We start from the raw sequence: 18,702 nt of genomic DNA on the forward strand, positions 1-18,702 counted from the left end.
AAGGATGACGCTATGAATGTGAATCTGTTCGCCCTGCTGGCGCTGCTGCCTCTGGCAGCCTGCACCAGCCAGGAGCCACGCCAGATGCCGGTGCAGATCATGACTGCCAACGCGGCCAACGCCCAGGACACCGAGCTGCCACGCGGCGAGCAGGCGCTGCGCCCGGGGGACGTGCTCGATGTGATCTTCCATATCAGCACCAGCGGCTCGCAGGCCTATCGCATCCAGCCCGGTGACACCGTCGGCCTGGGCTTCCTTGCGGCCAGCTCGCTCAACGGCAACCAGCTGGTGCTGCCCGATGGCACCATCGAACTGCCACGGGCCAACACCTCGGTGAACGTCGCCGGGATGACCCCGGACGAAGCGCGCCAGGCCATCCAGCAGGCCTACCGCAACAAGCGCCTGTTCCAGCCCAACCGCGACCAGATGACCGTGCAGGTGATCAGCCCGCTGACCAACGAACAGAACCTCAAGAGCGCACTCAACCACCCCGCCACCGGCATGAGCCGCGAGATCACCGTGGGCACCGACGGCCAGGCCAGCTTTCCGGAGGTGGGCGCCGTGCCGCTGCAGGGCATGACCGTCACCCAGCTGCAGACCTTCCTCAACAAGCGCTACGCCGACCTGCCCGGGCGCATGACGGTGGACGTGATGCTCAAGTCCACTGCGGTCAACGAGATCTATGTGCTCGGTGAGGTGGCCCAGCCCGGCGCCTATCCGATCCGGCGCCCGGTATCGGTGCTCGAAGCCCTGACCCTGGCCCGCGGGCCCAGCCTCAAGGCCCGGCTCGACTCGGTGGTGATCATGCGGCGCAACGGCAACCAGGTGCAGGCCGTGCCCTACAACGTCGACAAGGCCCTGGACGCCAGCGCCGCGCAGGTGGCCTACCTGCAGCCCGACGACATGCTCTACGTGCCCAAGACCAAGCTGGCCAGCGCCGGCGAACTGGCCCGGCAACTGGCCGACGTGGTGCTGTTCCAGGGGGTGGGCTTCAGCTTCTCCTACCGCGTCGACAACAAAGACAGCGATAACTAAACCCAGGCAGGTGCACGCGCATGACTACCAAAGAAAACTACCTGCATGAATTCTTCAGGATCCTCTTCGCCAACCGTCAGTTGGTGAAGCGGGTATTCCTGGTGTTCGCAGTGATTGCCCTGTTGCTGCCGCTGGTGCTCAAGCAGAGCTTCGACATCACGGCCGAAGTGATCGTGCAGTCGAAAAAGCTCTCCCAGAGCGATACCAACACCGCCCTGGCTCAGGAGACCGACAAGTTCATTCCGCCTTCGCTGGCCGACATGGAGACCGAGAGCAACATCCTGCGTTCACCCACGCTGATCCGCCAGACCATCACCCAGCTGCGCGACGAGGGCCTGTATGACGTGCCCCCCGGCCTGCTGCAGCGCCTGGTGTTCGGGCCGATCCGCAGCCTGATCGTCAACCCGCTGCGCGAGTATGTGGTCAACCCGGTGCGCAGCCTGTTCGGGCTGGAGGTCGACCCGGTACGCGATACCCAGCTCGACACCCTGACCGACGACGCGATCAAGGACCTGAAGATCGAGACCCTGCCCGGCTCCAACGTGGTATCGATCACCTACAGCTTCCCCGACCCCAAGGTCGGTACGCTGTTTGTCAGCCGTCTGCTCGACAACTACCTGCGCAACCGCCAGAACCTGCAGTCCAACGAACTGCCGCAGGAGTTCTACGAGCAGAAGAAGATGCAGTACCAGGTGCGCATGGATGACCTGGAAAGCAAGCGCCTGGGCATGCTCGAAGGCATCGGCTCGTCCGACCCCAAGGAAGAGATCACCTTCCGCCTCAATGCCATCAACACTGAGGAACAGGCACTCAACCAGTACCGCGATCGCCTGCTGCAGAGCCAGCAGTGGCTGGAATACCTCAAGACCAGCCTGGCTGCGGCCAGCAACGCCAACATGCGCGACTTCGCCTTCCCCTTCACCTTCACCCAGACCGTCGACAACGTGGCCTTCGAGGACCGCGAGATCAAGCAACTGGGCGAGCAGCTGACCACCCAGGTACTGACCTACGTCAGCGACCTGGCAGTGTTCCAGCCCGGCAGCGAGCAGATGCTGTTGCAGCGCGAGCAGATCGCCAAGACCCGCCAGCAGTTTCTCAAGATCGTCGCCAACCGTATCCAGGAGCGCGAGAAGGACCTGGCCGTGGTGCAGAACGTGATCGCGCAGAAAACCCAGCGCATCGCCGACTACAAGAGCCGCGTGCACCAGTTGCAGGAAACCCAGAGCAAGGCGCGTCAGCTGGATACCGAGATCGATGCCCTGCACAAGGCGTTCTTCACCTACACCCAGCGCTACGAGGAAGCCCGTGGCGAGCGCCTGCTGTCGGGTGACGTGTCCAACGCACGGATTCTCAGTGCGCCCTATGAGCCCGCCGAGCCGGCCTTTCCCAAACCGATGCTGATCATTCCGTTCGGCATGCTCACCGGCCTGCTGCTGGGCATCGCTCTGGTGTACGTGCGCGAGTTCTTCGACCATCGCTTCAAGCACCCGGCGCAGATCACCCAGCAGCTGGGCTTGCCGGTACTGCTGGTGATCAACGACCAGACCCCGGAAACGCACAACCCGCACAAGGGCTGGTCGCTGCCACGGCTTGTGCACTGGGTGCGCAATTGAACGCAGCCATGAGCCCGCAGCGGCCGATCATCCACCTGCTGGGCAGTGGCGGCTTCTATGGCGCCGAACGGATGTTGCTGGACCACTGCCAGGCCACCCCGGGACAGCACGTGGTGCTGTTTCTGGGCGCGCCGCAGACGCTGGTGGCGCGGTTTGCCGCCGCCGGCGTGGACTGTCGCACCTGCAACGGGCTGGGCGAGGTGTTGCGGGCGCTGGACCAGTACCGCAGCCAGCAGCCGCTGATCAACAGCCACAACTTCAAGGGCATGCTGTTCGGCTGGGTGGGCGCCACCCTGTGGCGCCTGCCGATGGTCGCCACCCAGCACGGCTTCACCCCCAGCAGCCGCAAGCAGCGGCTGTACACCTGGCTGAGCCTGCAACTGTGCCGCACCGCCACCATCGGCAAGGTGGTGTGCGTGGCCGAGAGCATCCGCCGGATCCACCTGCGTGCCGGCGTGGCGCAGCGCAAGCTCGATGTCATCCCCAACGGCCTGCCGGATGCTGGCGCCCTGCCCGCCCATGCCCACGGCCACGAACGCTGGCTGGCCGGCTACGTGGGGCGCCTGAGCAGCGAAAAGGGCCCTGACCTGTTCCTCGATACGCTGATCCCGCTGTGCCAGCGCCACCCGCATCTGGACGCGGTGATGCTCGGCGACGGCCCGGAACGCGAAGCCCTGCAGGCCCGCGTCGATGCCGCCGGGCTGCACGAGCGCATCCGCCTGCCAGGCTTTCAGGAAGACATGCGCCAATGGATGGCGCGCCTGGATGCGCTGGTGATCAGCTCGCGCACCGAAGGCACCCCGATGATCCTGCTCGAAGCCATGCAGGATGGTGTGCCGGTGGTGGCCTTTGGTGTCGGCGGCATCCCCGACGTGATCGAGCACGGGCGCAGCGGGCTGCTGGCACCGCCCCTGGCGGTGGACGAACTGGCCGCCCAGCTCGAAGCGCTGATGCTCGACCCGGCCCAGGCCGGCGAGCTGATCGCCCAGGCACGACGCACCCAACGTGAACGTTATCACCTGCCGACGCTGGCGCAACGCTGGGCCCAGGTCTATCGCGGCACGGCAGGTGCGGCCAAGGAGACCTGCGCATGATCATTCCCCTGTCCCTGATCGGCCTGCTGGCGATCGTCAGCGTGGTACTGCTGGCCAGCCCCTACCCGTTCCTGGCCCCCGGCGCGGTGATCGGCCTGGCGGGCGTGCTGGTGCTGTACCGCCGCCCGGCGTGGGGCCTGCTGGCCATCATCACCCTGGTGCCGCTGGAGGGCCTGTTCAAGGACAGCGAGCTGACCGCCTCGAAATTCATCGGCGCCGCGCTGGCCATGGTGCTGCTGCTGCAACTGGCCGTGGGGCAACTGCCGGGCGAACGCCTGCGCAGCTCCATGTGGCGCCTGCTGCTGGCCTTTATGGCGCTTTACCTGCTGAGCTTTCTGGCCAGTGAAAGCAGCGAGATGTCCATGGGGCACTTTCGCGAACTGGCGGTGGGCCTGGTGCTGTTCGTGCTCACCCTGCTGATCGGGCGCGAACTCAACCTGCCGATGATGTACCGCCTGGTGACCCTGAGCGTGGGCGTCACCTGTGCCATGGCGATGTTCTCGGCCAAGTACCAGGACGAAGGCCGCGCCTCGGGCCTGCTCGAAGACCCCAACGTGTTCGCCATGCTCATCGCCATCGCGGTGCCCATGGCCCTGTGGCTGGTGTTCAGCAGCCCCAACCGCCTGCAGCGGCTGTTCTGGCTGGCCTGCGTGGTGCTGTTGCTGGCCGGCATGACCAAGACCAACTCACGTTCCGGGCTGGTGGTGCTGGCCATCAGCCTGGTGATCGGCCTGGTGCACTACCGCGAAAAACTCACGCACCTGCGCCCGCGCCACCTGGGCTTCGCCATGCTCGGCCTGGCCATCGTGCTGCCTGTGGCGGTCGCGGTGATGCCGGCCAGCTACATCGAGCGTATCCAGTCGCTGGCCTTGCTCAAGTCCGGGGTCAATGCCTACAAGGACGACTCCCTGGGCCGGCGTTCGTCCTACATCGTGGTGGGCAGCAAGATGATCCGCGAACATCCGCTGCTGGGCACCGGCCCCGGTACCTTCCCGCTGGAATACGCCACCACCGGCTACGCCAAGGCGTTCTCGGCCAACCGCAAGGTCGGCGACCTGTACCGCCGTGCCCACAACACCTACCTGGAAATCTTCAGCGAAGTCGGCGTACCGGCGGGCCTGGCATTCGTCGGCATGGTCATGCTGGCCCTGTACAACCTCTGGCATGCACGGCGCCTGTGGCTGCAAAAGGGTGATCAGGGGCAGGCCGACATGCTCACGCACCTGTCCACCAGCATGCTTGCCATCGGCCTGTTCCTGATGTTCCTCAGTGCGCCGAACCACAAGTACCTGTGGATTCTGCTGGCGCTTTCCAGCGTGCTGCGCCTCAAGGCCGAACAGGCGCGCCCCGTGCAGGTGGCCGGATGAAGATCAGTATCGTGATGCCGATGTTCAACGAGGCACGCCATATTGCCCGCACCCTTCACTCGGCGCGTCGGGCCGCCGACCTTGCCGGCCTGGACTGCGAGCTGATCGTGGTGGACAACGGCTCCTCCGACGATGGCCCGCAGATTGCCCGTAACCTCAGCGCCAAGGTGCTCGACCTGCCGGGGCTGACCATCGGCGCCTTGCGCAACCGGGGCGTGCAGGCCAGCTCCGGGGAATGGGTGGCGTTTCTGGATGCCGACATCGAGGTGCCGGAGCAGTGGCTGAGCCTGCTGCTGGACCTGCATGCCCAGGGCCGTGGCGATGTATTCGCGCTGGACTGCGACACCCCGCGCCAGGCGCCCTGGTTCGCCCGCGCCTGGCAGCGACGCACACTGCGCGCCGGCCGGCCGGCGCTGCACAGCATGCAATGGCTGCCCACCCCCAACCTGCTGATGCGCCGCGACTGGTTCGACCGGGTGGGCGGTTTCAACGAAACCCTGCGCACCGGCGAAGACAAGGACTTCACCTGGCGCCTGGCCCAGGCCGGTGCCCGCCTGCTGGCCCTGCGCGCACCGGTGGTACTGCACTGGGGCTACGAGGGCAGCTGGAGCGAATGGCTGGGCAAGGAGCTGTGGCGCCAGGGCAGCAACCTGCAACTGCTGCGCAGCAATGGCGCGAGCCTGCGCCTGCTGCGCTTCCCGTTGCTGTCCCTCGGGGCCTGGGTGCTCGATGCGCTGGCATTGTCCGCGCTGCTCGACGGCTTTCCGCATCTGGCAATGCTGCTGCTGTTCTTCACCAGCCTGCCGGCGCTGGCGCTGAGCCTGCGCCAGAGTCTCAAACACCGCGACCCGGTGTTCACCCTGCAACTGTGGGGCCTGCACTGGGTTCGCCTGCACCTGGCTGGAGCGGCCTTCGTGCTCAGCCTGTTCAACTGGAACGCAAGGAGGCCCGCACGTGGCTGAGTTCATTTTCTGGCTTTGCCTGCTGTTGCCTTTCTATGCCTGGCTGGGCTACCCGCTGCTGCTCACACTGGTGGGGCCGCTGTTCCCGCGGCACACCCCGCCGCCGCTGCCGCCGCAACGGGTCAGCGTGGTGGTTGCGGCGCACAACGAGGCGCGCAACATCGAGAACAAGCTGCGCAACCTGCTGGAGCAGGACTGTCCGCTCGCCAGCCTGCAGATCGTGGTGGCCAGCGACGGCTCCAGTGACCAGACCGTGGCGCTGGCGCGCACCTTCGACGACCCGCGCATCCTGGTGCTGGACCTGCCACGGATGGGCAAGAACCGCGTGCTCAATGCCGCCGTCGAGCACTGCAGCGGCGACATTCTGGTGTTCACCGATGCCGACGTGCACTGGGTGGAGGGCACCTTCGCCGCACTGCTCGCGCCCTTCGCCGACCCCGAGGTGGGCGGCACCGTGGGCAACATGACCATCCCGGTGGCAGGCAAGGGCCTGAGCCTGGGCGAGAGCCTGTACCGCCACTACGAAGCCTGGCTGCGCCGGGTCGAAAGCCGCACCGGCTGCACGGTGTCGGCCGACGGTGCGTTGCAGGCCCTGCGCCGCGAGCTGTACCAGCCGATCCCGGACCGGGTCAACGACGACTTCTTCATCAATACCTGCGCCCCGGTGGCACACAAGCGCGTGGTCTACGTCGACCAGGCCAGGGTGCTGGACTACGGCGTGGACGAGGCCGAGCGCCAGTTCAGTCGCCGCCAGCGCGTCACCGTCGGCGGGCTGATCAGCCTGGCGGCCCGGCGCGAACTGCTCAACCCGCTGCGCCACGGGCTCTACGCCATCGCCCTGATCAGCCACAAGCTGGTACGCCGCCTGGCCCCCGTGCTGCTGGTGCCCCTGCTGCTGGCCAACCTGTGGCTGCTCGACGGCCAAGGTTTCTATCGCCTGACCCTGGCCGCCCAGCTGCTGGGTTATGCCATCGCCGTGGTCGGCCTGCTGGACAAGGGCCACCGCCTGCCCAAGCCGTTTCGCCTGGCCGCCTTCGTGCTGGTGACCCTGGCCGGCATGAGCGTGGGCCTGTGGCAGTTCCTGCGCGGGCACAGCTACAACCAATGGAACCCCGACCAGACCCGATGAGTGCCTTCATGCCGATCAAGACCAGTCTCAAGCGCGCCAGCGGTTGGTTGTACCTGCACTCCCCGAAGGGCCGCAGCCAGCTGCGCGGCGCCGGGGTCATCCTGATGCTGCACCGGGTGCTGGCCGACGACGCCAGCGCGGCCCTGCCCCATCGCAACGAACTGTGCGTGGGCCCGCAGGCCTTCGAGCGCCTGCTGCGCTGGCTGCGCCAGCACTTCGATTGCGTGCACCTGATGGACCTGCTCAAGGACCATCAGCAGCCCAGGGGCGACAGCCGCCCCAAGGTTGCCCTGACCTTCGACGACGGCTGGCGCGACAACGCGCTCAATGCGTTCCCGTTGCTGCAGCAGTACCAGGTACCGGCCAGCATCTTCCTGTCCACCGACTACATCGGCAGCCGCCAGCGCTTCTGGTGGGAGAGCCTGGGCGAAACCCTGTGGGGCAGCCATGGCGAAGGCCCGCGCCACACCCTGATCGAAGCGTTGCGCAAGATCGGCCGGCCGCTGCCGGCTGCCTACTTCATGAACCAGCGGCCCAACGCCCGCAGCCAGCCGCTGGCCGGCTACCTGCAAAGCCTCAAGACCCTGAGCCCGGCCGCCCTGCATCAACTGACAGACGCCTGCCCGGCCGAATCCCTGCCCCAGGCCCTGGACTGGCAGCAGGTACGCGAACTGGAAGGCTCCGGGCTGATCAGCTTCGGCCCGCACGGGGCCAGTCACGCGCTGCTGCCGGGGCTGGACAACCAGCGCCTGGATGAAGAACTCAGCCGCAGCCACCACGCCTTGCAGCAAGGCTGCCAGCAGCCGCTGCCGGTGTACTGCTACCCCAACGGCGACCATGACGCCCGGGTACGCGCGCGCCTGGCCGCCCATCGCTACCCCTTCGCCCTGAGCACCCGCGCCGGGATCTGCCAGGGTCATGACGACCCACTGGCGTTGCCGCGCATCGGCGTGAGCCAGCGCAACGCCAGCCGCCCCTCGCTGCTGGCCTGGCGCATCAGCCGCGGAGGCCGCTCATGAGTCGAGGCAACTACCTGCGCCACCTGCTGCTGAGCATGGGCACACGCCTGGCGATGATCGCCCTGCGCCTGGCGCGCAACGTGCTGCTGGCGCGCATCCTGGGGCCCAGCGAGCGCGGCCTGTTCGCCCTGCTCAGCACCCTGCCCGACCTGATCAGTGCCGCCACCAGCGGCGGGCTGAACACCGCGGTGGGCTATCAGGCGGCGCAGCAACGCTCGATGGGCCTGCTGCTGAGCCAGGTGCTGATCTACGGGTGCCTGCTGGCCGGGGTGCTGACCCTGATCTGCGTGGCGCTGATGCGCGAATTCGGCACTGAACTGGAAGTGACCCTGCAACTGGGCCTGCTGGCCTGGCTGTTGCTGCTGGCGGTGCCGCTGACGGTGCTCAAGAGCGGCCTGCTCACCCTGCACAACGCCACCGGCGGGGTGGGCGCATTCAACGCACTGCGCCTGACCGAATCGCTGGTGCCGCTGCTGCTGTTCGTGGGCATGTTCTGGATGTGGCAGCACGCCGCGCTGGAGGCCGCGCTGATCAGTTGGCTGCTGGGCTTGGGGCTGGTCGCGCTGCTGGGCCTGGTGTGGCTGGGCCGCCAGCACGACATCACGCTGTGCTGGAACCGCGGCGGGCAGCGCGAGCTGCTGGCCTACAGTGCGCGCAGCCACCCGGACGTGCTGTTCCAGCAGGTCATCCTGCGCTCGGACTACCTGTTCATCAGTGCCTTCCTGGGCAGCGCCGCCCTGGGGCACTACGCCATGGCCAGCGCCGCCGCCGAACTGCTGCTGATCATCCCCGAGGCCGTCACCACCCCGCTGATGAAGCGCCTGCTGCAGCAGGATGCCGGCATGGACAAGCTCACCCCGCTGGCCCTGCGCCTGACTGCCACCGTGATGCTGGGGGCCTGCCTGAGCATGGCCCTGGTGGGCGAATGGCTGATCGTCACCCTGTTCGGCGCGGCCTACCAGCCGGCCTACCCGGCCCTGCTGGCACTGCTTCCCGGCTTGTTCGGCCTGTGCTACGCAAGCATCCTGCGCCTGGACCTGCTGGGCAAGAATCGCCCCGGCGCGGTCTCGCTGATGATGGGGGTGGGCGCGGCGGCAAACCTGATTCTCAACGTGGTCCTGATTCCCCGTTTTGGCATCGCGGGTGCGGCCCTGGCCTCCTCCATCGCCTACCTTGGGGTGACGGTGGCCATGCTCGTGCTGTACTGCAGGCTGAGCGGCGTACCGTTGCTGCGGACCTTGTTTGTGTTGCCTAGCGATCTGTTGCCTTTGCGCCAGATGCTGCAACGGAGAACGGTATGAAACGTACATGGATGTTGTTACCCGGCCTGCTGCTGGCCGCCACTGCCCACGCCGCCACCCTGCGCTGGCCGGACATTCGCGACGGCAGCCTGTACCTGGCGCCGCAGCGCAGCGCCCCGCTGCAACTGAGCTGGGTGCCGGCCTGGCAGGCCGATGCCAACCAGGAACAGGTGTACCTGCTCGACGCCACCGGCAAGCTCGATGCGCAACGCATCATTGCCCCCCATGAAGGCCGCGGCCAGCTGAGCTGGCCACTCACCGCCGGCACCGGCACCTACCAGGTGGCCATCCCCGGCTACAGTTTCAGGCGCTACCGCCTCGAATACGACGACACCACCAGCGCCCAGTTCGCCCCCGCCAAGGTGCACTTCAGCCTCGAACTAGACCGCGCCACCACCCTGTACTTTCGCGTCAAAGCCGGTGAAACGGCAGTGCTTGCCGGCAAGTATCACGACGGCGTGCGCAACCTGACCCTGGAGCGTGTTTACGATGGCAAGCGCCTCAGGCTGGCGCTGCTCGAACACCGGGCCTACTGGCAGTTCGATCAGGTGAACCTGCCCGCAAGCGCCCAGGACCAGACATGGCGCCTGAACTTCGAAGGCACCGGCAAGGTGGCCTTCTGGCTGGACGGCAGCGCCAACCTGTTCGCCCTGCGCCCCCAGGACCTCGCCCCACTGGTGCACCGCGACGGCCAGGTAAGCCTGCGCAGCAGTGCCAAGGTACTGGGCCCCACGCCCAGGCTGGGCAACAACCTGCCCTACGTGATGCCGCCACCGTCCAGCCATGCGGTGATCGATGCGCTGCAACTGCAGGCCGCCGGCTACTACACCTTTGCCGACGTGCTGGCACGCAAGCCGCGCTACGAACTGCCGTTTCGCCAGCTGTACCAGGAACGCTTCGGCATTCACCACGACATCACCCTGATGGCCGCCACCGGGCGCAAGTCCGACCTGATGCGCAGCCGCGCCAACGATGGCGCGCTGGACGACTGGCTGGCCACCAGCGTCGCCCTGGGCGGCAAGGGCCTGCATTACATCGCCTTTGCCGACGAACCCAACCTCAACTACGCCGACTACGCCACCTACCGCACCTTCTTCGCGGCCATGGCCCAGCGTGTGCGCGCCTACCCCGGCGCCCATGAAGCCGGCGTGCGCATCGCCATGCCGGCCAGCTCGCGGCTGGTCAACGGCCCGTTGCGCGGCGATGCGGCGCAGCGCGTCGGCCTGGACTGGGCACGGCGCCTGCTCAAGGAATTCGAACCGCAGATCGACGCCATGGCCTGGCACGAGTGGATGGTCCGCGACCTGCTCGCCACCCGCACCTACCGCGACTCGGTACGCCGCGCCGCCGAACTGGTGGGGCTGGACGCCAACGGTCGCCCGCGCAAGGCGCTGCTGCTCGACCAGACCAACCTGTCCAGTGGCTCGACCCTGAGCCTGTACGAGCAGAACACCCACTATGCCGGCGTATGGTGGGCCTCGGTGGTCATCAATGCGTCCCAGGACGGCCTGCTGGACATGCTCAACTGGTTCCACATCGCCGACGAGCCCGAGTGGCCCAAAGGCATGGTCAAGGTGCTGGGCAACAACCGCTTCGAGCTCAAGCCGGTGGGCCTGGCCCAGCAGTTCATCGCCCAGCACTGGCTCGACCAGGTGCTGCACCTGGACAACGACGCCTTCGAGGTCGATGCACTGGCCATGGCACGCGGCGCACAGCGCAGCCTGCTGGGCGTCAACAAGGGCGAACGCCTGCAACACGTCAGCTTCGCCACCCCGGCCAGCCGATGCCCGCAGGCCGCTGCCACGCTCACCCTGTTCGGGCCGGACAACCAGCCGCGCGCCGCGGCACTGGATTGCCAGCACGGCCAGGTACGTTTCGAACTGCCCGGGCAGACCCTGTTTGCCCTGCGATGGAGCGCCTCATGAACACAGTGCCGAAGATCTCTTCCCCTGCCGGATACGGGAGCCACCATGAATATCGTCAGCAAGTTCAGCCAGCGCGTACACCAGAAAGGCCTGCGCGCCACCCTTCGCAGCGCGTACAAGCGCTACGTGTTCTTTCACTGGGAGCTGCTGTGGATGGAGCGCGACCTGGTCAGCCCGGTGCCGCCGCATACCCTCAAGCCCTATGCGCCACTACGCGTGGAGCGCATCACGGTGCACAACGTGCAAGGCTTTGCCAAGCACTTCGGCGACCGTGTCGAAACCATGCGTGAACTGGCCGCCGAAGGGCATACCGGGCTGATGTTCCTGGACGAAGACAGCCACGTGGTGGCGTTCATCTGGGGCAGCCCGCGTCACTACCACGACCGTCATTACTATGGCTGCTGGTTCCCGGTCGAGCCGGGCGAGTTCTTCGAGTTCGGCGGTGAACTGGCGCGCCAGTACTGGGGTACGTCGCTGTCGGTCGACCTGCAACTGGCCCTGTGGCGCGCCATGGCCGAACAGGGCTGCGACAAGGTGGTCGACGTGTGCGAGACCCACAACATTCCGGCGCTCAAGCTGCACCTGCGCATGGGCTACGTCGAGCAGGGCCGTGTGATGCACGTGTACTGCCTGTTCGGTCGCTGGAAATTCTTCCGCGAAACGCGCTACAGCGGCTCGCGCCTGGATGCCTTGCGCAAACCGGCGCCGCGCAGCACTACTGCCACGGTGTCCTGAACCGATGACCCTGACCTTTACCTGGCACGCCTCGTTGCGTGCCGACGACTTCCCCGCCGACGCCTACGAGCAGTTGCGCGAGCGGCTGCCCGCTGCCACCCCCTTCAACAGCCTGGCCTGGCTGCGCGCCGCCGAGGCTGCCTTGCCGGCCAGCCAGCACCTGCAGGTACTGCTGGGGCACGCACAAGGACGCCTGGTGCTGTGCCTGCCGTTGGTCCGCACCCTTGAGCGCCACGGGCCGCTGGACTTTGCCGTGGTGCACCACCTGGGCTACCCCATGAGCGACCGCATCGGCCTGCTCATCGACCTGCCGACCAGTGCCGCCGGCCAGGTACTGGCAGCCATTCGCACGCGCCTGCCCCATGCCCTGCTGCAACTCAACGAGGTAACGGGCGATTCGCCCTGGCTGCAGCAGTGGGCACGCCGCAGTTCCACCCACGAACAGCGCACCGCCTGCCGTGCGCCGGTGCACCAGATAAGCGAGGCCGACCGCCAGGAAGTCAGTGGCGACCCGCGCTACAAGTTGCGCCGCGCGCGCAAGCGCATCGCCGCCTGCGGGGCACAGGTGCGCCGAGTAACCCCCGATACCGCCAACGCAGCTTCCTGGCTGGAAGCCGTCAGCGCGGTCGAGGCCGTGAGCTGGAAAGGCGACGACGGGGTCGGCATCTTCTCGGTGCCCGCACAGCGCCAATGGATGTTCCAGGCCTTCACCGCGCTGGCGGCCGATGGCCGTCTGCGCCTGGTGGTGCTGGAACTGGACGGGCGCTGCATCAGCTACCGCCTGGGCCTGCTCGAACGGGGCCGCCTGTACGACTACAACCTCGCCTTCGTGCCGCAGTATGCCGACCTTGGCAGCGGCCGGGTGCTGCTGCAGGAATGGATCGACTGGGGGCTGGACGAAGGCTGGACGTGGATCGACGCTTCAAGGGTGAGCCTGGAGAACTCCAGCCACCAGCTGCATGAGCGCATGACCGGCCAGGTCGAGCACCTGCGCCACAGTTTCTACAGCTGGCGCCCGTCGGGCCTGTGCCTGGGCATGGCGCTGCGCCTGTGGCAACGCATCAAGCCCTGGCTCAAACGCCGCCAACAGCAGCCCGTGCCGGCACCTGCCACTTCCCCCACTGCCACACCCACAGCACAGGAGCGCCCGGATGCCGTCCCAAGTCATAGTCAACGCTGACGATTTTGGCCTCAACGAACACACCAACGCGGTGATTCTGCGCGCGTTCCAGTGCGGCCTGATCAGCTCTGCCACCGCCATGGCCAGCATGCCGGCATTCAAGGCCGCCTGCGCGCTGGCCCAGCAACCGGCCCTGCGCGGGCGCGTGGGCCTGCATTTCAACCTGACCTACGGGCGCCCGCTGAGCGAGCCGATCCGCGCGCTGGCGCAGTTCTGCAATGCCGAGGGCGAGTTCGACCTGGGCCTGTCGCGCAAGCGCCTGTGGCTGGGGCGCGCGGCCCGCCAGGCGGTGCACGAGGAACTGGCCGCGCAATGGCAGCGCTGCCTGGACCATGGGCTGACCCCCAGCCACCTGGACTCCCACCAGCACGTGCACAACCTGTGGCCCATCGGCGAAATCGTCGCCCGCTTCGCCGCCCGCGAAGGGGTGCCGATACGCCTGGCCCGCAACGTGGGGCACAACATCGGCCCGGCAAAACGCCTGTTCAAGACGTTGCTCAACCAGCGCCTGCGCCAGTTGGCCAGGCTGACCGCCGACCATGTGTGTACCCCCGTCGACCTGCGTGACGGTCTGGCCCCACGCCATGGCGTGCTCGAAGTGGTGGCGCACCCCAGTGCCCTGGGCAGCCACGACTTCGGCGATGCCTACCTGGGCAGTGGCGAGTCCTTGCAGGCCTTGCTCGACCAGCGCCTGGCGGGCGTGCCCAGGGTCGGCTACGCGTCGCTGCGCGAGGCGCGCCAGAGCACCCTGGGCACTGCCTCCAACAGATAACTACCACCGCTTCGCCCGGCTGATCGGTTGTGCTGTCGGTCCACGGACTGGAGCACGACCATGCCTACCTCCCCTTCACGCATTCCCCACTCACCGTTCATCGTCCAGCGCCTGCCCACCTGGCTGAAACACACCAGCGCCCAGGACGCCGAAGACCTTCGGCGCCATCTGGCCCTGACCCATGTCATCCCCGATGCCGAACCGGACTGGCTGGCCAACGGCCTGCCCGATCAGCGTGACGCCGTGCGTGCAGCCAGGCGTCGCTATCGGCGGGCCAGCCAGACACTGGCAGGCACCCTCAAGGCCTTCCAGGGGTTGCTGGCATTTGCCGAGCCGCTGCTGCAGGCGCGCCTTGACGCCGAACTTGGCGAAACCCTGAACCTGCACACCACCGACCTGGTGCAGTTTCACGAAGAGGCCGACCTCTGGCAGCTCGCCACACGTACCACCTACCAGAAGCAGAGCCTGCTGCAGGCAGCGCTGCAAAACTTCGGTGACGACGTGACCTTCCTCGGCAAGAGTGCGATCACCCTGCAAGGCCATTTCCACCTCGACCTGACCGACGCCGGCCTTGCCTACCGCTATCCCCGCCATCGCCTGTCACCGGCCGTGTTCGCCCGCCTGTGCCGCGAACTGGACCTGGGCGCCCGCTACCAGCAGCACCTGCAGGCAGTGTTCGAAACACCTGCCACGCAAGACAGGGTGCGTCGCGACTCGATCGATGCCAATCGCCAGTTGCTACGCCTGGGGGTCACCGTGGCGAAAGCGCGCCAGCGCATCGGGCCAACCGCCTGCCGCCGGTTGCTGGCGCTGCTGGACGCGCCCGCCGCAGCAGGCGCCGAGGCCCCGCCAGTGCAGGCGAGCCTGCTGAGCATGAGCGGCGTACCGTTGCACGACATCCTGCTGTTTGCCCTGGCATCTGAGCAGCAGGCAGACAGCCTGCTGCTGTACCTGCCCGGCGACCCGGACGATGCCCTCACCGAGCATGCGTCGATGCCGGCGCTGGAGCGCTACCTCAAAGGGCGCCTCAACCACCCCGGGTTTCGCAGACTGTTTCAGCGCTACGTACCGCTGCAACAGCAGCAACACCTGTTCGATGTGCTCGGACACAACCTGGCCCGGCAGGTGGTCGACAAGGACGGACCGTGGCACTCGCAGGAGCAGGACAGCCTGTACCTGAGCCTTGCCCCGGTTGCCGGCGAGCTGTTCGGCGTGCTGCAGGACCGCCACCTGCAACGCCTGAAGGATGAAGCACGGGTACTCATGGTGCCCACCGCTGAAGCCGACGAGAAAGCGCGCAAGGCCCGCCTGGAACAATGGGAGACACGCGCGCTGAACGTGCTCAATGCCGCGGCGATGTTCGTTCCCGCGTTGGGCCCGGTCATGCTGGCGGTCACTGCGGTACAGCTGATCAAGGAGGTGTATGAAGGCGTGGAGGACTGGCAGGACGGCGACGTCGAGGGCGCCATGGCGCACCTGCAGTCGGTGGCGATCACTGCCGGCATGCTGGCCGGTTCGGTGCTGGCGATCAAGGCAGCACCAGCGCTGGTCGATGCGTTGATCGAAGTGCCACTGCCCGATGGCAGTAGGCGCCTGTACCTGCCCGACCTGGCACCCTACCGACTGGACACGCCGCTGCCCGCCGAGGTGACAGCCAACGACCAGGGCCAGTACCGGCACGCGAACCGGCACTACATCAGGCTCGGCGCCGACCTGTACGAGCAGCAGTTCGATGCGCACCAGCAGCAATGGCAACTGCGCCACCCCGAGCGTGAAGACGCCTATCGCCCCGCGCTGGAGCACAACGGCCAGGGTGCCTGGCGCAGCGTGCATGAACAGCCGCTGAGCTGGTCGCGGGCCACCCTGCTGCGCCGTCTGGGCCCGCTTGCGCAAGGCCTGAGCGATGCAGAACTCGAACAGGCCTGCCAGGTCAGCGGCACCCGCGAAGACGCGCTGCGTCGGTTGCACGCCGCCAATCTGGGCCTGCCACCCTTGCTGGCCGATACGCTGCAACGGCTCAGGATCGTCCGGCAACTGCGCGCCGAAAACGTCCCGGGCAGCGTCGGCAAGGCCCTGTTCGAGCAGCGTTACCTGGCCCTGGTGCCCCCGCAGCCGCACATCACGGCCCTGTGCGCACGCTTGCCCGGGTTGAGCCCGGTGCTGGCCCGCAGCCTGCTGGACACAGTCGGCCCGGCCCGGCTGGCACGCTGGGTGCCACCGGCAGCCATCCCCACCAAATTGCTGGAAGAGGCCGCCACGCTGGCCGCCCGTGTTCCCCTGGTACGCGCGACCGAAGGCCTGTACTGGCCAACCCTGGCAACGCCGCAAAGCACGCGCCTGGCGCTGTTGTGCCTGGAGCACGCCCCCGGCTGGGACACCTCGGTGGTGCTGGAAGCACGCACGGGTGGCCCGCGCGGCCCCCTGCTGCAGCGCGTGGGTCGTGCCACCCAGGCGCAGCGCAGGGTTCTGGTGCACGGTGCAGAAGGCTACCAGACCTTCAAGGACGACCTCCCGCTGCACGCGCCCGGCGACGACCTGTTCGCGGCCCTGCATGACAGCATCGCTCCCCGCTATCGCCAGGTGCTGGGCCTGGACACCAGGGCGGCGCTGCAGCAACGCGTGCTGTCGATGCTCGAACGCCCCCGCGGCGAACTTGCCACCTGGCTGTGGTCCGGCGAGGTCCGCGGCTGGGCCAGCGAAGCACGCCTGCTGGGCGGCAGTGACCGCCCCGGCTACCCGCCGGTGTCGCCTGCCAGCTCCTCACAGGAGGCCCGCTACCGCACGCTCTACCCGCATGCCAGCGGCGAAGAGGCGCGTGCCACACTGGCGGCCTGGGAGGCCAGCGAGATTCCTGCACAGGCGCGCTTGCGCACGCTCGAACAAACCCTGCAACGCCTGAAAAGCGCGTTGACCCTGTGGGCCCTGCCCAGTACAGCCCGGCAATCAGCGCGGGAAGAAATCATCGCCGCCTGGCAGCGCCTGTCGGTGCGCGAGGTCGCCGACGGCGAAGCCATCATTCAACTGAACCTGGACTTTCTAGACCTGACCGACGGTGACCTGGAAAGCTTCCCTGTGCTGGAGTCCAACTTCGATCACGTGAATGAGCTGTCGCTGGAGCAGAACTCCCTGACCCGGCTGCCTGACGCCTTCCTGCGCCACTTCACCCAGCTGCAGCGCGTCAGCCTGAACGGCTGCGAACTCACCAGCCTGCCCACCGGGCTGGGTGATCGGCTCAGCGTGCTGGACCTGGCCAACAACCGCCTGGTCTGGGACGAGCACCTGCAGCACGCCCTCGAAGGTTACCCGCAGTTGCGCGACCTGAGCCTGGCGAACAACCCGCTGGCCACCCCGCCCGACTTCGCCCGCCTGAACCGGCTGCAGGGCGTGGACCTGTACAACTGCAGCCTGGCGACCTATCCGGCAGGGCTCGATCAGCTGGACGCGCCGAACCTGGTGGACCTGTCCGGCAACCAGCTGCAGGAGCTGCCACCGACCGCCATCCTCTCACCTCCGCTGGCCCGGGCGCTGCGCCTGGAACACAATCCGCTGAGCGATGCTGCCCTGCAGGCGGCCGATGCCTACTACACCACCCACCGTATCGACCTGCTGGTGGCCGAGATCGATTACAACGAACTGCTCGACGACGCCACGCCACAACAGCGGGCCAGCTGGCAACGACTGCAGCAGAGCCTGCCGTCGGGGTTCTTCCGGGACCTGCGTGCCATGTTCGACAGCCCGCCCTACATCGTCGCCCCACTGACCTACCGGCGCCGCCTGTGGCGCCTGCTGACCTGGATGGACGCCAATGCGCCCCTGCGTGAGCAGATTCTCGCCCGCACAGGCGGCACCCTGCTCGACCTCGAACAGTTGGGCGAGGTGTCACAGGCCCTGGCCATCCCGGACCTGGCAACCCGCTCGCGCACCCTGCTGGCGACCATCGTCAACCACGTGCGTCTCAGAAAGCTCGGCTTCGGCGTGCTGAGCCTTTCTTTCAACATGTCCGAAGACAGCTACGCGACGCTCTACCAGTGGGCGCTCAAACGTATCACCCGCCTGCCGGGCCTGGACCTGGCCCAGGCGGCGCGTGCCGACGAGCCGGTGATCATCGACGCACTGGTCGATGTGATGCCGCTGCCGGGCGAAGCCTGGATAGAACAGCAGCGCAACTTGCTGCTGGCGGTCGACCCGACCACCTCCCACGGCCTGGACGAAGTACTGGCCATGAACCATGAAGAGGAACCGGTCTACCCTGCATGGGAGCACCACTTGCGCGAACGCTTCGCCGCACAGTTCGCCGCCTCGCGGGCAGCGCTGGACGACAGCCTGGAGCAGGCAGCCGAAACGCTGAGCGAAGGTGAACTGCTGGTGGAGGCGCAGCGCTTGCGGCAGGTGTACGAACAACGCCTCGTCGACCTGCGCAGAACCCTGACCGAGGGAGTGGCGCGAGGCACCATCGACTGACAGGCGGGCGCCGGCCCGGAGCGCACCCGGGCCAGGCTGGCTTTTGTGCCGGGGCCGGCGTTATGCTCGGCTGAACCGTTTCATTCACCATGGAAAAGAGGTATTGCGT

Annotated in this window: 13 protein-coding genes; all 13 read left to right on the top strand. The window is 67.2% G+C overall.

The annotated features are described in order from the left end of the window. Positions 1–12: 12 nt before the first annotated feature. The 13 genes from MF6396_RS18090 to MF6396_RS18150 are packed head-to-tail and all read left to right on the top strand — an operon-like array spanning position 13 to position 18,593. A complete protein-coding gene (locus MF6396_RS18090) occupies positions 13–1,035 on the top strand; it encodes a polysaccharide biosynthesis/export family protein (protein ID WP_078481195.1) in 1,023 nt (340 codons plus the stop codon). Between the two features lie 20 nt (positions 1,036–1,055). Further along, positions 1,056–2,648, top strand: a complete 1,593-nt coding sequence (locus MF6396_RS18095) for a GumC family protein (protein WP_043860605.1) — start codon at positions 1,056–1,058, stop codon at positions 2,646–2,648. Between the two features lie 8 nt (positions 2,649–2,656). Next, positions 2,657–3,742: a glycosyltransferase family 4 protein gene (locus MF6396_RS18100; protein ID WP_078481197.1), complete on the top strand. Its 1,086-nt coding sequence runs from the start codon at positions 2,657–2,659 to the stop codon at positions 3,740–3,742. Next, positions 3,739–5,109 carry an O-antigen ligase family protein gene (locus MF6396_RS18105; RefSeq protein ID WP_054914458.1) on the top strand — a complete coding sequence of 457 codons (1,371 nt, stop codon included), beginning with the start codon at positions 3,739–3,741 and terminating at the stop codon, positions 5,107–5,109. The genes MF6396_RS18100 and MF6396_RS18105 overlap by 4 nt, the downstream gene beginning before the upstream one ends. Then, the gene (locus MF6396_RS18110) at positions 5,106–6,071 is read left to right on the top strand and encodes a glycosyltransferase (protein ID WP_078481199.1); all 966 of its coding nucleotides are present in this window, start codon (positions 5,106–5,108) and stop codon (positions 6,069–6,071) included. The genes MF6396_RS18105 and MF6396_RS18110 overlap by 4 nt, the downstream gene beginning before the upstream one ends. Then, on the top strand, positions 6,064–7,200 hold the full coding sequence (locus MF6396_RS18115; protein WP_078481201.1) for a glycosyltransferase: 1,137 nt from the start codon (positions 6,064–6,066) through the stop codon (positions 7,198–7,200). Before MF6396_RS18110 ends, MF6396_RS18115 begins: the two co-directional genes overlap by 8 nt. 8 nt (positions 7,201–7,208) lie before the next feature. Then, the gene (locus tag MF6396_RS18120; protein ID WP_078481266.1) at positions 7,209–8,219 is read left to right on the top strand and encodes a polysaccharide deacetylase family protein; all 1,011 of its coding nucleotides are present in this window, start codon (positions 7,209–7,211) and stop codon (positions 8,217–8,219) included. Beyond that, positions 8,216–9,520 carry an oligosaccharide flippase family protein gene (locus tag MF6396_RS18125; protein ID WP_054914457.1) on the top strand — a complete coding sequence of 435 codons (1,305 nt, stop codon included), beginning with the start codon at positions 8,216–8,218 and terminating at the stop codon, positions 9,518–9,520. The genes MF6396_RS18120 and MF6396_RS18125 overlap by 4 nt, the downstream gene beginning before the upstream one ends. After that, positions 9,517–11,445 (top strand): hypothetical protein, encoded by a 1,929-nt coding sequence (locus MF6396_RS18130; protein ID WP_078481203.1) that lies wholly within the window; start codon positions 9,517–9,519, stop codon positions 11,443–11,445. The genes MF6396_RS18125 and MF6396_RS18130 overlap by 4 nt, the downstream gene beginning before the upstream one ends. A gap of 45 nt (positions 11,446–11,490) precedes the next feature. After that, positions 11,491–12,180: a GNAT family N-acetyltransferase gene (locus MF6396_RS18135; protein ID WP_043860598.1), complete on the top strand. Its 690-nt coding sequence runs from the start codon at positions 11,491–11,493 to the stop codon at positions 12,178–12,180. A 4-nt stretch (positions 12,181–12,184) separates the two neighbouring features. Continuing rightward, entirely contained in the window at positions 12,185–13,360 is a 1,176-nt protein-coding gene (locus tag MF6396_RS18140) for a GNAT family N-acetyltransferase (RefSeq protein ID WP_078481204.1), read from the top strand. Next, positions 13,332–14,132 (top strand): carbohydrate deacetylase, encoded by an 801-nt coding sequence (locus MF6396_RS18145; protein WP_078481267.1) that lies wholly within the window; start codon positions 13,332–13,334, stop codon positions 14,130–14,132. Before MF6396_RS18140 ends, MF6396_RS18145 begins: the two co-directional genes overlap by 29 nt. Positions 14,133–14,192: 60 nt before the next feature. Continuing rightward, positions 14,193–18,593 carry a leucine-rich repeat domain-containing protein gene (locus MF6396_RS18150; RefSeq protein WP_078481206.1) on the top strand — a complete coding sequence of 1,467 codons (4,401 nt, stop codon included), beginning with the start codon at positions 14,193–14,195 and terminating at the stop codon, positions 18,591–18,593. Positions 18,594–18,702: the final 109 nt, after the last annotated feature.

This window comes from Pseudomonas sp. MF6396, assembly GCF_002018915.1.
In the GTDB taxonomy this organism is placed as follows: Bacteria; Pseudomonadota; Gammaproteobacteria; order Pseudomonadales; family Pseudomonadaceae; genus Aquipseudomonas; species Aquipseudomonas palmensis.